Origin of the sequence: Bradyrhizobium sp. A5 (genome assembly GCF_042076515.1) — a bacterium.
In the GTDB taxonomy this organism is placed as follows: domain Bacteria; phylum Pseudomonadota; class Alphaproteobacteria; order Rhizobiales; family Xanthobacteraceae; genus Bradyrhizobium; species Bradyrhizobium cosmicum.
In genome coordinates, this window is record NZ_CP148990.1 from 958,046 (window position 1) to 970,352 (window position 12,307).

The following is a 12,307-nucleotide window of genomic DNA, read 5'->3' on the forward strand; positions in this document are numbered from 1 at the left end:
CCGAGGTCAGAGATAGCCGGCGACGCGCAGGCGCTCGAAGGCGTCCTCGGTCTCGTGGTCGAGCGCACGGCCGGCGCGCTCCGGCACCTTGGTCTGCTCAAGCTCGGCCAGGATCTCGTCGATGTTCGATGCGGTCGAATTCACGGGGTTGGTGATGTCCTGATCACCCAGCGAGCGGTAGCGCTTGCCGTTCTGGGAGAGATAGAGCGGGATGATCGGAATGTTCTCGCGCTTGGTGTAGGCCCAGATGTCGGCCTCGGTCCAATGCAGGATCGGATGGATGCGCAGATGCGCGCCCTGGGGCGGCGAGGCGTTGAAATGGTCCCAGAACTCCGGCGGCTGGTCGCGTACGTCCCAATTGCCTTCGAGCCCGCGCGGCGAGAACACGCGTTCCTTGGCCCGGGTTGCTTCCTCGTCGCGGCGAATGCCGGCGATCAGTCCGTCAAAGCCGTATTTGGCGAGAGCCATCTTGAGGCCCTCGGTCTTGCGCGCGGCGGAACGTGCAGCCGGCGGCAGCGTTGGGTCCACAGCATCGATGGGCGGGCAGGGCTCGACGCGCAGGTCGAGCTCCCACTCCTTCCCGTAATGATCGCGGAAGCGATACATCTCCGGAAACTTCTTGCCGGTGTCGACATGGAGGGCTGGGAACGGCAGGCGGCCGAAGAAGGCCTTGCGCGCCAGCCAGATCATGACGTTGGAGTCCTTGCCGAGCGACCACAACAGGGCGATCTTCTTCAGGCGGGCAAACGCCTCGCGGAAAATGTAGATGCTCTGCGCCTCGAGCTGGTCGAGATGGTCCATGCCGGGCGTGGTCAGCGCGACGGGAATTTGCTCGGAAACGGGAGTCCGGGAGTCCTGTCCATCTGCACCGGAATCGGTCCTGAGAAGATGCATCTCTGCCACTTTGTGTTTGGAGGCGAAAATTCTATAGTTGTGGTGCAGAAGAGAAGAAGAAATTTTCTCTTTGCGCGCTCGAAACGACACATATATAGAAAATAATTCCAGTCAACCCCGGATGTGGGGGAAGCGAGTATCGCATGCGGTTCTTGCCGGTGTTCCTCGATCTCAAGGCCGGTCCGGTGCTCCTCATCGGCGCGGGTGAGCTTTTGCGCGCCAAGCTGCGCGTGCTCGCCGCGGCCGGTGCGCGCATCCGCGTGCACGCGATTGACGGCAATCAGGATCTCGGCCTCAGCGCCGAGGATGCCGCGCGTATCGACATCGCGGCCGGCGATCCGCTGACCGCCGATCTCTCGGGCGTCATCGCAATCGTCTGTGCAGGCGCGGGCGACGTCGGCATCGCGATGTCGGTTCGGGCCAAGGCGCTCGGCCTGCCCGTCAACGTGATGGACGACCTCGAACATTCCAGCTTCATCTTCCCGGCGATCGTCGATCGCGGCGATGTCGTAGTCGCGGTCGGCACAGGTGGGACCTCGCCGGTGGTCGCACGGCGCGTGCGCGAGAGGATCGAGGCGCTGCTGCCGGCGCGCATCGGCGAGCTCGCCGAGTTCATCGGCGGCTTCCGCAAAACCATCAACGGACGTATCGCCGAGTTTCCGCTGCGCCGCCGCTTCTGGGAGCGTGTCATCGACGGCCCGATCGGCGCCGCCGTGCTCGCCGGCCGCAAGGGCGAAGCGGACGCAGCGCTCAAGGCAATTTCCGATCCCTCCGCATTCGCGCGCGCCGACAAGCCGGAAGGCTCGGTCGCGCTGGTCGGCGCCGGCCCCGGCGATCCCGATCTTCTCACCATCAAGGCGCTGCGCGCGTTGCAGGACGCCGACATCGTCTTTCATGACGAGCTGGTCTCGCCTGAAATCCTCGACCGTATCCGCCGCGATACCACGCGCGTTCCGGTCGGCCGCCGCATCGGCAAGCCCGGTATCGGCCAAGACGCCATCAACCAGCGCATGATCGAGGCCGCACGATCCGGTCAGCGCGTGGTGCGGCTGAAGGGCGGCGATCCCTTCGTGTTCGGCCGCGGCGGCGAAGAGGTGGAAGCGCTGCGCGCCGCCGGTATCGCCTATTCGATCATTCCCGGCATCACCGCGGGACTCGGCGGCGCCGCCGATTTCGAGGTGCCGCTCACCTATCGTCATGAAGCGACCCGCATCACCTTCCTCACCGCGCACAAGGCGCGCGATACCGAGGCGGTGGACTGGTCGACGCTGACCGACACCAGGATGACCGTCGTGGTCTACATGGGCCTGACCGCTGCGCCCGCGATCCGCGCCGGCCTCCTCGCCGCCGGCCGTTCGCCGGAGACGCCGGTCGGCGTGTTCGCCCGCGTCACGCGTCCGGACGCGCAAGGCGCGGTCGGCACGTTGTGCGACCTGTCCGAACTCGTGCGGCGGATCCATGGCGGTCCCGCCATCCTCATCATCGGCGAGGTGGTCCGGCATGCCGGTTCGCTTCGCCGCGAAACACCCCAACACATCATCTCTGACCTGCTGGATGCTGCCGAATGACCTCTCCTCTGCAACAGAAACTCAAAATCAACGGTTCCTCGGTGGTGACAGCCAACCGCACCTGGGACGGCATTGTCGTCTATCGGACCGCTGCCAAGGGGTGGTCGGCTGAGCTCGCCGACGCCGCGATCGTGCGAAACTCCGATGAGGCGAAAGCGTTGCTCGCCGAGGCCGTGGCCGATGACGTCGGCGCGATCGGTCCCTATATCGCGCCGGTGCAAGTCGACGAAGCCGGCAAGATCCTGCCGGGCAATCTGCGCGAGCAGATCCGCCGAGACGGCGTGACAATCGACTTGCCGGTCTGATCGCAGGTCGAGCTGTAAGGCACTTCAATCATGTATGCTTACGACGAAATCGACCGCACGCTTGTCAACGAGCGCGTCTTGGAATTCCGCGACCAGGTGCAGCGCCGTCTCTCGGGCGAACTCACCGAGGACGAATTCAAGATGCTGCGCCTGCAGAACGGCGTTTATCTGCAACTGCACGCCTACATGTTCCGCGTCGCGATTCCCTACGGAACGCTGGCGTCGAACCAGTTGCGGCAGCTCGCCCATGTCGCGCGCAAATACGACCGCGGCTACGGCCATTTCACCACGCGTCAGAACATCCAGTTCAACTGGATCAAGCTGTCGGACCTGCCGGATGCGCTTGCCGATCTCGCCGAGGTCGGCATCCACGCGATGCAGACCTCCGGCAACAACATGCGCAACGTCACTTCGGATCAGTGGGCCGGCGTCGCGCCCGGCGAGATCGAGGATCCGCGCATCTGGTCGGAGCTGATCCGCCAGCACACCACGCTGCATCCGGAATTCTCGTTCCTGCCGCGCAAGTTCAAGATCGCAATCACGGCGTCGGACCACGACCGCGCCGCGATCAAGGTCCACGACATCGGCCTGCGCCTGATCAAGAACGAGAAGGGCGAGACCGGCTTCGAGGTGCTGGTCGGCGGCGGCCTCGGCCGCACGCCGTTCATCGGCAAGACCATCAAGCACTTCGTCCATGGCCGTGATCTGCTGAGCTATATCGAGGCCATCCTGCGCGTCTACAACCAGTACGGACGCCGCGACAACATCTACAAGGCGCGCATCAAGATCCTGGTGCACGAACTCGGCATCGAGAAATTCTCGCGCGAGGTCGAGGAGGAGTGGCAGCACATCCGCTATTCCTCGCTCCAGATCGATGACGAGGTGATCGAGGACATTCGCTCGCGCTTCATCTATCCGTCTTACGAAAAGCTGCCGCATATGCCGGACGAACTGCGGCAGGCCGCGGCCGATCCCGGCTTCGAGGCGTGGCGCAAGAACTCGGTGGCCGCGCACAAAAACCCTGGCTACTCCATCGTCACGATCTCGCTGAAGCCGATCGGTGCGCCTCCGGGCGATGCCACGGCCGAGCAGATGGACGCTCTGGCCGATCTAGCAGACAGATATTCCTTCGGCGAGATCCGCGTCGGCCACGAGCAGAATCTCGCGCTGCCGCATGTTGCCAAGCGCGACCTGCCGGCATTGTGGAAGGCGCTCGACAAGCTTGGCCTGGCGACGCCGAACGTCAATCTGATCACCGACATCATCGCCTGCCCGGGGCTCGACTATTGTTCGCTGGCGAATGCGCGCTCGATTCCGATCGCTCAGGAGCTGACCCGGCGCTTCGCCAACCACGAGCTCGCCAATCTGATTGGCCGGCTGCACATCAACATCTCCGGCTGCATCAATGCCTGCGGCCATCACCATGTCGGCCATATCGGCATTCTCGGTGTCGAGAAGAACGGCGAGGAGGTCTATCAGATCACCATCGGCGGCCGTGCCGACGAGAGCGCCGCGCTTGGCAATCTGATCGGGCCGGGCGTCAAGTTCGACGAGGTCGCCGACGTCGTCGAGGACATCGTGGAAGCCTATCTCGCGCTACGCGAGCGGCCGGAAGAGCTTTTCGTGGACACCGTGAAGCGCCTCGGTGTCGAGCCCTTCAAGGAGCGCGTCTATGCCACTCGTTAACGGCGGAAAGATCGCCGACGACAGCTTCGTCAAGCTCGCCGTCGACATGCCGCTGCCCGAAGGCGGCGACATCCTGGTGCCGGCCGAGCGCTTCTTGGCCGACGCAGAAGCTTTGCTCAAGCGCGGCGGCAAGGTCGGTGTGATCTGGCCGAACAATCGCGATATCGGCGAGCTCGTCCCGTATCTCGGCAAGATCGCCGTGGTCGCGCTGGTGTTTCCGAGCTTCCGCGATGGCCGCGCCTACAGCCAGGCGCGGCTGCTGCGTGAGCGCTACAATTATCGTGGCGAGTTGCGGGCGACGGGGCAGGTGCTGCGCGACCAGTTCGTGTTCATGCTGCGCGCCGGCTTCGATTCCTTCGAGGTCAAGAAGCAGGCCGACGCGGAAGCCTTCATGCAGACCGCCAAGCGCTATTCGGTGTTCTACCAGCCGACCGGCGATGGCCGGATCACGGCGCTGCACCGGCGCATGCAACTCCGTCACTCCGAGGGTGTCGGCACGTGAACGCAATCGCGCCCCAGGTTTCGTCGGCGTCCGTCTCTGCGCTGCCTTCGGCGGTGGAGCTCGATCGCGCGTTGCGCGATGCATCTCCTGCCGAAATCATCGCGACGGCACTGAAGACGATCGGGCGCGACAAGCTTGCACTGGTGTCGTCCTTCGGCACGGAATCGGCGACGCTGCTGAAGGTCATGGCGGACGTCGATCCGGCGATCCCCGTGATCTTCCTCGACACCGGCTGGCTGTTCGAGGAGACACTCGCCTATCGCGACACGCTGGTTGCCGCGCTGGGCCTCAAGGACGTCCGCTCGATCAAGCCGGCGGAGGAGACGCTGTCGCGAGACGATCCCGAGCGCGATCTCTGGTTCTCCGACCCCGACGCCTGTTGCCGAATCCGCAAGGTCGAGCCGCTGGCGCGCGCGCTGAAGCCGTTCGACGCCTGGATCAACGGTCGCAAGCGCTTTCAAGGCAGTGCGCGCGCCGACATTCCGGTTGTCGAGGACGATGGTGCGCGCTTGAAGTTCAACCCCTTCGCCAATGTCTCGCGCGAGGAACTCGAGGCGATGTTCGTCCGCGCCAAATTGCCGCGTCATCCACTGGTGGAGTCCGGTTTCCTGTCGGTTGGGTGTATGCCTTGCACCAGCAGAACCACCGAGGGCGAGGATGCACGCGCCGGTCGCTGGCGCGGCCGGGCGAAGACAGAATGCGGCATCCACACGATGAAGACTTCGTAGCACAGGCAGGCTGCGACTCCTCAAACAAGAAAATCCGGTTCCGTTGACTCGAACGTGTTTCGCCCTGAGTTATGCCCGCATGCCATCGACGGCGCTGAAGTCGTCGAGGTGAATGGAGATGGACATGATGCGCCGTATCGTTCCGCTCGCGGCAGGATTGCTTTGGGCAAGCGCGGCTCTCGCCGCTGACATCAATCTTTTGAACGTGTCGTACGATCCGACGCGCGAGCTCTATGTCGAGTTCAACAAGGCGTTCGCGACCGCCTATCAGAAGGAAACCGGCAAGAGCGTCGAGATCAAGCAATCGCATGGCGGTAGCGGTTCGCAGGCGCGCGCCGTGATCGATGGATTGCAGGCGGACGTCGTGACGCTCGCGCTCGCTTACGACATCGACGCGATCGCGAACAAGGGCTTCACCGCGACCGACTGGCAGAAGCGTCTGCCGCAGAACGCGTCGCCCTATACCTCGACCATCGTGTTCCTGGTGCGCAAGGGCAATCCGAAGGGCATCAAGGACTGGGACGATCTGCTCAAGCCGGGCGTGGCCGTGATCACGCCGAACCCGAAGACCTCCGGCGGCGCGCGCTGGAATTATCTGGCGGCCTGGGGCTTTGCTCAGAAGAAGTACGGTTCGGTGGACAAGGCGAAGGATTTCATCGGCAAGCTGTTCCAGCAGGTGCCGGTACTGGATACCGGCGCGCGCGGCGCCACCGTGACCTTTGTCGAGCGCGGCGTCGGCGATGTGCTGCTCGCCTGGGAGAACGAGGCGTATCTCGCGCTGAAGGAGTTCGGCCCCGAGAAGTTCGAGATCGTGGCGCCGCCACTCTCGATCCTCGCCGAGCCGCCCGTCGCGATCGTCGACAAGGTTGCCGACAAGAAAGGCACCCGCAACGCCGCTGACGCCTACCTCCAGTATTGGTATACCAAGGAAGGCCAAGAAATTGCCGCGCGCAATTTCTATCGTCCGCGCAATGCGGAGATTGCCAAAAAGTATGAGAACTCCTTCGCAAAGGTCGAACTGTTCACGATCGACGATGTGTTCGGCGGTTGGACCAAGGCGCAGAAGGAACATTTTGCCGACGGTGGCGTCTTTGATCAGATCTACAAGAACTGATCGGGCGCTGTCTTAAAGGCTTTAGCAGAGGGCCTGGTGAGCGCAGTTGCAGCACGACGCCGGACATTGCCGGGCTTCGGTCTTACGATGGGACTGACGCTTTCCTGGCTGTCCGTGATCATCCTGATTCCGCTCGCCGGATTGTTCCTGAAATCGCTCGAACTGAGCCCCGAGCAGTTCTGGAATATCCTCTCCAGTCGGCGAACCCTGAATGCGCTCAGGGTTTCGTTCGGCCTCGCCTTCGCGGCGGCCTGCGTCAATCTGGTGATGGGCAGCATCATCGTCTGGGCGCTGGTGCGCTACCGCTTCCCCGGAAGGCGGCTGTTCGATGCGATTGTGGATGTCCCCTTCGCATTGCCGACGGCGGTCGCCGGGGTCGCGCTGACATCGCTGTTCGCCGAAAAGGGCTGGCTGGGCGCGCCGCTCGCAGCGCTCGGCATCAAGGTGGCGTTCACGCCGCTCGGCATCTTCGTCGCCATGATCTTCATCGGCATTCCTTTCGTGGTGCGCACGGTGCAGCCGGTGCTGCAGGATCTCGATGTCGAGATCGAGGAAGCTGCGGGCAGTCTGGGGGCGAGCCGCTGGCAGACCATCATTCGCGTGATCCTGCCATCGCTCGCGCCGGCGCTGCTCACGGGCCTCGCGCTCGCCTTCGCGCGAGCGGTCGGCGAATACGGCTCGGTGATCTTCATCGCCGGCAATCTGCCGAATGTCTCCGAGATCGCGCCGCTGCTGATCGTAATCCGTCTGTCCGAGTTCCGCTATGCCGACGCGACCGCCATCGCGGTCGTCATGCTCGTCGTGTCCTTCGTCATCATCTTCGCCGTCAACCGGCTCCAGCGCTGGGCGCAGAGCCGGATTCCGGTGCGTTGAGGGCGGGGCATGACGATGCAGATCGCGGATTCGGTTTCGCTCTCGCCATCGGAGGCGAAGGCGCGTGCGCATGCAGCGGCCGCGCGGGACAACCTTCGCACGGAGCCGAGGGCGGTGCGAATCGTCATCATCGCGCTGGCGATGATCTTCCTCTCCGTCTTCGTCGTGCTGCCGCTCGTCGTGGTGTTCGCGCAGGCGTTCTCGAAGGGAATCCTCGCTTATCTCTCCGCGCTGGCCGATCCCGAGGCATTGTCCGCGATCAAGCTCACTCTGATGGTGGCGGCGATCTCGGTCGGCCTCAATCTGGTGTTCGGCCTGGTCGCTGCCTGGGCGATTGCAAAATTCGATTTCCCGGGCAAGACCTTCCTGATCACGCTGATCGACCTGCCCTTCTCGGTGAGCCCGGTGATCTCGGGCCTCGTCTTCGTGCTGCTGTTCGGCGCGCAGGGCTATTTCGGCGGCTGGCTTCGGGATCACGACATCCAGATCCTCTTCGCGGTGCCCGGCATCGCGCTCGCGACCACCTTCGTGACCTTCCCCTTCGTGGCCCGCGCGCTGATCCCCTTGATGCAGGAGCAAGGCACGCAGGAGGAGGAAGCGGCGATTTCGCTCGGCGCTTCCGGCCTGCAAACCTTCTTCCGGGTGACGCTGCCCAATATCAAATGGGGGGTGCTTTATGGCGTCCTGCTGTGTAACGCGCGCGCGATGGGCGAGTTCGGTGCGGTGTCGGTCGTCTCGGGCCATATCCGCGGCGAGACCAACACCATGCCGCTGCTGGTCGAGATTCTCTACAACGAATACCAGTTCGTCGCCGCCTTCGCGATCGCCTCCCTGCTGGCGATGCTGGCGCTGATCACGCTGATCGCCAAAACCGTTCTCGAACGTCATCTCGACGAAGGACAAGACGGCAATGACCATTGAAGTCAGGAATCTCGTCAAGAAGTTCGGCAGTTTTGCTGCTCTGGACGGCGTGGACCTCAAGGTCGAGAGCGGCGAGCTTGTAGCGCTGCTCGGCCCGTCAGGCTCCGGCAAGACCACACTGTTGCGGATCATCGCCGGGCTCGATTGGCCCGATTTGGGTGAGGTGCTCATCAATGGCGAGGATGCGCTGGCGCAGGGTGCGCGCGAACGGAATGTCGGTTTCGTGTTCCAGCACTACGCGCTGTTCCGCCACATGACGGTGTTCGAGAACGTCGCCTTCGGCCTGCGCGTGCAGCCGCGCGCGATCCGCAAGGATGAAGCGACCATCCGTGCGCGCGTCAAGGAACTGCTCGATCTCGTCCAGCTCGACTGGCTCGCCGACCGCTATCCGAGCCAGCTCTCCGGCGGCCAGCGCCAGCGCATTGCGCTTGCGCGCGCGCTCGCGATCGAGCCGCGCATCCTCTTGCTCGACGAGCCGTTCGGCGCGCTCGACGCCAAGGTGCGCAAGGAGCTGCGCAAATGGCTGCGCTCGCTGCATCATGAAATCAACGTGACCTCGATCTTCGTCACCCACGACCAGGAGGAAGCGCTGGAAGTCGCCAACCGCGTCGTGGTGATGGACAAGGGCAGGATCGAGCAGATCGGCTCGCCCGACGACGTCTACGAGACTCCGGCGTCCGCCTTCGTGCATGGCTTCATAGGTGAATCCATCGAGCTGCCGGTCCAAATTGCCGACGGCATTGTGCGGCTCGGTGACCGGCCGCTTCGGCTCGCGGCGGACGGTCTTGCGCCTGGCGCGTCAAGGCTGTTCGTGCGGCGACATGACATGCTGATCGGCCCGCCCGGCAGCGGCGCCTTCGAGGGCGCCGTGCGGCATGTCCGGAACTTTGGCCCGGTGCAGCGGGCCGAGGTGGCACTCTCGGGCGGCGAGACCATCGAGATCGACGCCCCGCGCGACAGGGAATTGCGTGCCGGCGACACGATTGGCCTCGAGCCCCGCCGCTACCGGATATTTGCGGGCGTCTAACGCCCCGCGGAAGGTCAATTTTTCCTCAAAATTCACCTTTCAGCCACGGTTCGTATGCAACAACGGCCCTTCCTTTGGGGGCCCGATTCATGCGCGCTGCGGCCGCGATACTCATTGCTTTGCTTCTCGCCAGCTGTGCCGGCAATGAGGCACCGATCCAGCAGCAGCCGTCGATGTATGCCGACATGGCGGTCCCGGGCTCCAAGCTCGATGCCCAGGCGGCCGCGATCATGATCTCGCAATACCGCCAGAACAACGCCCTCGGCACCGTGGTGATCGACCCCGACCTGATGCGGCTTGCCGAATCCCAGTCCAATGCCATGGCGGCGGCCAACAAGATGGACCATGACGTCCGTGCGCCGCTGGCCAAGCGCCTTGCCGCCGGCGGATATCCCGCGACCGTGGCGGTCGAGAACATCTCGGCCGGCTATCATACGCTGGCGGAAGCGTTTTCCGGTTGGCGCGACTCGCCCCCGCACCGTGCCAACATGCTCAAGGGCGGTGTCACAAAATTGGGCATCGCGGCGAGCTATGCTCCGGGCACCAAGTACAAGGTGTTCTGGACCATGATCCTGGCCTCGACGGACCCCCGATAAGCCAGACTTGATCCCGGGATACATTGACGCCGCGGCGATCAGTCGCCACGGTCGCTCGTCATCTGCTATTGTTCCCGAATGACCGATCACACCAGTCCTGAATCCGCCAGCGTCCCCGCGAATGCGCAACGCGTCCTGGTGTTGCAGGGTGGCGGCGCGCTCGGCTCCTATCAAGCCGGCGCCTATCAGTCGCTGTGCGGCTACGGCTTCGAGCCGGAATGGGTCGCCGGCATTTCGATCGGCGCGGTCAACGCCGCCATCATTGCCGGCAACGAAGGCCCGACCCGCGTCAAGCGGCTCAAGGAATTCTGGGAGATGGTCTCGGCGCCGGTGCCGTGGAAACCGATCGGCAAGAGCGACCATAGCCGCGAGCTGTTCAATTCGACCAGCGCTGCGCTGATCGCGACCTTCGGCGTGCCCGGCTTCTTTACACCGCGCGTCCCGCCCGCGCCGCTCTGGCCGCCCGGCAGTCCGCAGGCCGGGAGCTATTACGACACCGCGCCGCTGAAGAAGACGCTGGAGCGGCTGGTCGATTTCGATCGCATCAACGACCTGAAGACGCGTCTGTCGGTCGGCGCTGTCGGCGTCACCTCCGGCAACTTCAAATATTTCGACAATTACGAGTTCAAGAAGCTCGGCAAGACCATCGGCCCCGAGCACATCATGGCCTCCGGCGCGCTGCCGCCGGGCTTTCCGTCCGTCGTGATCGACGGCGAGCACTACTGGGACGGCGGCATCGCCTCCAACACGCCGCTCGACTATGTGCTCGATGCCGAGGTCGATCGCGACATGCTGATCTTCCAGGTCGACCTGTTCAGCGCGCGGGGCGACCTGCCGAATTCCCTGCTCGAGGCCACCGAGCGCGAGAAGGACATCCGCTTCTCCAGCCGGACGCGGATGAACACCGACAAGAACAGGCAGCTGCACAACGCCCGCAGGGCCGTGCGCGACCTGATTTCCAAATTGCCCGATTATCTGAAAAATGACCCTTCCGTGGAATTCCTCGCGAAGGTATCGCGTGAAAGCACCGTCACCGTGGTGCATCTGATCTACCGCAGCAAGAACTACGAATCCTCGTCCAAAGACTACGACTTCTCGCATGTCGCCATGGTCGAGCATTGGGAAGCCGGCGTGCACGACGTGCATCTGTCGATGCGCCACAAGGATTGGCTCGAGCGGCCGCAGTCCGGCGAGACCATGGTGACCTACGATCTCACGGGGGACGTCACCGCGCCCCCGCCAAAAAGGAGCGAATGATATGGGTAGTCTGTCAGGCAAGAACGCCGTCGTGACCGGATCGACCAGCGGCATCGGGCTTGCTTATGCGCGCGCCTTCGCCGGCGCCGGCGCCAATGTCGTCATCAACGGCTTCGGCTCGCCGGAGGACATCGAGAAGGAGCGCGCGAAGATCGAGTCCGATTTCGGCGTCAAGGCGGTCTACTCGCCCGCCGACATGACCAAGCCGGTCCAGATCGCCGAGATGATCGCACTGGGCGAGAAGAGCTTCGGTTCGGTCGACATTCTCGTCAACAATGCCGGCATCCAGTTCGTCTCGCCGATCGAGGAATTCCCGATCGAGAAGTGGGACCAGATCATCGCGATCAACCTGTCCTCGGCCTTCCACGCCATTCGCGCGGCTGTCCCTGGCATGAAGAAGAAGGGCTGGGGCCGTATCATCAACACGGCGTCGGCGCACTCGCTGGTCGCCTCGCCCTTCAAGTCGGCCTACGTGTCGGCCAAACACGGCATCGCCGGCCTGACCAAGACCGTCGCGCTGGAAGTCGCGACCAGCAAGATCACCTGCAACTGCATCAGCCCCGGCTACGTCTGGACGCCGCTTGTCGAGAAGCAGATCCCCGACACGATGAAGGCGCGCAATCTGACGCGCGAGCAGGTCATCAACGACGTGCTGCTCGACGCCCAGCCGACCAAGGAATTCGTCACCTCCGAGCAGGTCGCGGCCCTGGCGCTGTTTTTGTGCGGCGACGATGCCGCCCAGATCACCGGCAGCAACCTCTCGATCGATGGCGGCTGGACCGCGGAGTAATCACGCGACGCCGTAGGGTGGGCAAAGGCGCGCGAGCGCCGTGCCC

General features: G+C 63.8%; 13 protein-coding genes. 12 read left to right on the plus strand and 1 reads right to left on the minus strand.

Translation table 11 applies throughout. The annotated features are described in order from the left end of the window. Nucleotides 1–6: 6 nt before the first annotated feature. On the minus strand, nt 7–801 hold the full coding sequence (gene cysD, locus WHZ77_RS04430; protein WP_151650611.1) for a sulfate adenylyltransferase subunit CysD: 795 nt from the start codon (nt 799–801) through the stop codon (nt 7–9). Between the two features lie 236 nt (nt 802–1,037). Here cysD and cysG point away from each other — a divergent pair, with 236 nt between their 5' ends. The 12 genes from cysG (at nt 1,038) to WHZ77_RS04490 (ending at nt 12,261) form a co-directional block, all read left to right on the plus strand. Beyond that, nucleotides 1,038–2,462, plus strand: coding sequence for a siroheme synthase CysG (gene cysG / locus WHZ77_RS04435; RefSeq protein WP_375312566.1), 1,425 nt, complete (start codon nt 1,038–1,040; stop codon nt 2,460–2,462). Continuing rightward, nucleotides 2,459–2,767, plus strand: coding sequence for a DUF2849 domain-containing protein (locus WHZ77_RS04440; RefSeq protein ID WP_375312567.1), 309 nt, complete (start codon nt 2,459–2,461; stop codon nt 2,765–2,767). Before cysG ends, WHZ77_RS04440 begins: the two co-directional genes overlap by 4 nt. A gap of 30 nt (nt 2,768–2,797) precedes the next feature. Beyond that, on the plus strand, nt 2,798–4,453 hold the full coding sequence (locus WHZ77_RS04445; protein WP_375312568.1) for a nitrite/sulfite reductase: 1,656 nt from the start codon (nt 2,798–2,800) through the stop codon (nt 4,451–4,453). Beyond that, nucleotides 4,440–4,955, plus strand: a complete 516-nt coding sequence (locus WHZ77_RS04450; RefSeq protein WP_375312569.1) for a DUF934 domain-containing protein — start codon at nt 4,440–4,442, stop codon at nt 4,953–4,955. Before WHZ77_RS04445 ends, WHZ77_RS04450 begins: the two co-directional genes overlap by 14 nt. Further along, the gene (locus tag WHZ77_RS04455; protein WP_375312570.1) at nt 4,952–5,683 is read left to right on the plus strand and encodes a phosphoadenylyl-sulfate reductase; all 732 of its coding nucleotides are present in this window, start codon (nt 4,952–4,954) and stop codon (nt 5,681–5,683) included. Before WHZ77_RS04450 ends, WHZ77_RS04455 begins: the two co-directional genes overlap by 4 nt. Nucleotides 5,684–5,795: 112 nt before the next feature. Then, a complete protein-coding gene (locus WHZ77_RS04460; RefSeq protein WP_375312571.1) occupies nt 5,796–6,797 on the plus strand; it encodes a sulfate ABC transporter substrate-binding protein in 1,002 nt (333 codons plus the stop codon). 87 nt (nt 6,798–6,884) lie between these two features. After that, nucleotides 6,885–7,670, plus strand: coding sequence for a sulfate ABC transporter permease subunit CysT (cysT, locus tag WHZ77_RS04465; protein ID WP_244623765.1), 786 nt, complete (start codon nt 6,885–6,887; stop codon nt 7,668–7,670). Nucleotides 7,671–7,679: 9 nt separating this feature from the next. Beyond that, nucleotides 7,680–8,591 (plus strand): sulfate ABC transporter permease subunit CysW, encoded by a 912-nt coding sequence (cysW, locus tag WHZ77_RS04470; RefSeq protein WP_375312572.1) that lies wholly within the window; start codon nt 7,680–7,682, stop codon nt 8,589–8,591. Continuing rightward, entirely contained in the window at nt 8,581–9,618 is a 1,038-nt protein-coding gene (locus WHZ77_RS04475) for a sulfate/molybdate ABC transporter ATP-binding protein (RefSeq protein WP_375312573.1), read from the plus strand. Before cysW ends, WHZ77_RS04475 begins: the two co-directional genes overlap by 11 nt. A gap of 89 nt (nt 9,619–9,707) precedes the next feature. Beyond that, complete coding sequence (locus tag WHZ77_RS04480) at nt 9,708–10,214, plus strand: CAP domain-containing protein (RefSeq protein WP_375312574.1); 507 nt, start codon at nt 9,708–9,710, stop codon at nt 10,212–10,214. A gap of 78 nt (nt 10,215–10,292) precedes the next feature. Beyond that, nucleotides 10,293–11,471, plus strand: coding sequence for a DUF3734 domain-containing protein (locus WHZ77_RS04485; protein ID WP_375312575.1), 1,179 nt, complete (start codon nt 10,293–10,295; stop codon nt 11,469–11,471). A gap of 1 nt (nt 11,472) precedes the next feature. Beyond that, the gene (locus WHZ77_RS04490) at nt 11,473–12,261 is read left to right on the plus strand and encodes a 3-hydroxybutyrate dehydrogenase (RefSeq protein WP_375312576.1); all 789 of its coding nucleotides are present in this window, start codon (nt 11,473–11,475) and stop codon (nt 12,259–12,261) included. The last annotated feature ends 46 nt before the right edge of the window (nt 12,262–12,307 follow it).

Bases quoted from the DNA above. Each gene is read 5' to 3' on its own strand.
- cysD (WP_151650611.1), bottom strand. From the start codon at position 801: ATGGACCATCTCGACCAGCTCGAGGCGCAGAGCATCTACATTTTCCGC.
- cysG (WP_375312566.1), top strand. From the start codon at position 1,038: ATGCGGTTCTTGCCGGTGTTCCTCGATCTCAAGGCCGGTCCGGTGCTC.
- WHZ77_RS04440 (WP_375312567.1), top strand. From the start codon at position 2,459: ATGACCTCTCCTCTGCAACAGAAACTCAAAATCAACGGTTCCTCGGTG.
- WHZ77_RS04445 (WP_375312568.1), top strand. From the start codon at position 2,798: ATGTATGCTTACGACGAAATCGACCGCACGCTTGTCAACGAGCGCGTC.
- WHZ77_RS04450 (WP_375312569.1), top strand. From the start codon at position 4,440: ATGCCACTCGTTAACGGCGGAAAGATCGCCGACGACAGCTTCGTCAAG.
- WHZ77_RS04460 (WP_375312571.1), top strand. From the start codon at position 5,796: ATGGAGATGGACATGATGCGCCGTATCGTTCCGCTCGCGGCAGGATTG.
- cysT (WP_244623765.1), top strand. From the start codon at position 6,885: ATGGGACTGACGCTTTCCTGGCTGTCCGTGATCATCCTGATTCCGCTC.
- cysW (WP_375312572.1), top strand. From the start codon at position 7,680: ATGACGATGCAGATCGCGGATTCGGTTTCGCTCTCGCCATCGGAGGCG.
- WHZ77_RS04475 (WP_375312573.1), top strand. From the start codon at position 8,581: ATGACCATTGAAGTCAGGAATCTCGTCAAGAAGTTCGGCAGTTTTGCT.
- WHZ77_RS04480 (WP_375312574.1), top strand. From the start codon at position 9,708: ATGCGCGCTGCGGCCGCGATACTCATTGCTTTGCTTCTCGCCAGCTGT.
- WHZ77_RS04485 (WP_375312575.1), top strand. From the start codon at position 10,293: ATGACCGATCACACCAGTCCTGAATCCGCCAGCGTCCCCGCGAATGCG.
- WHZ77_RS04490 (WP_375312576.1), top strand. From the start codon at position 11,473: ATGGGTAGTCTGTCAGGCAAGAACGCCGTCGTGACCGGATCGACCAGC.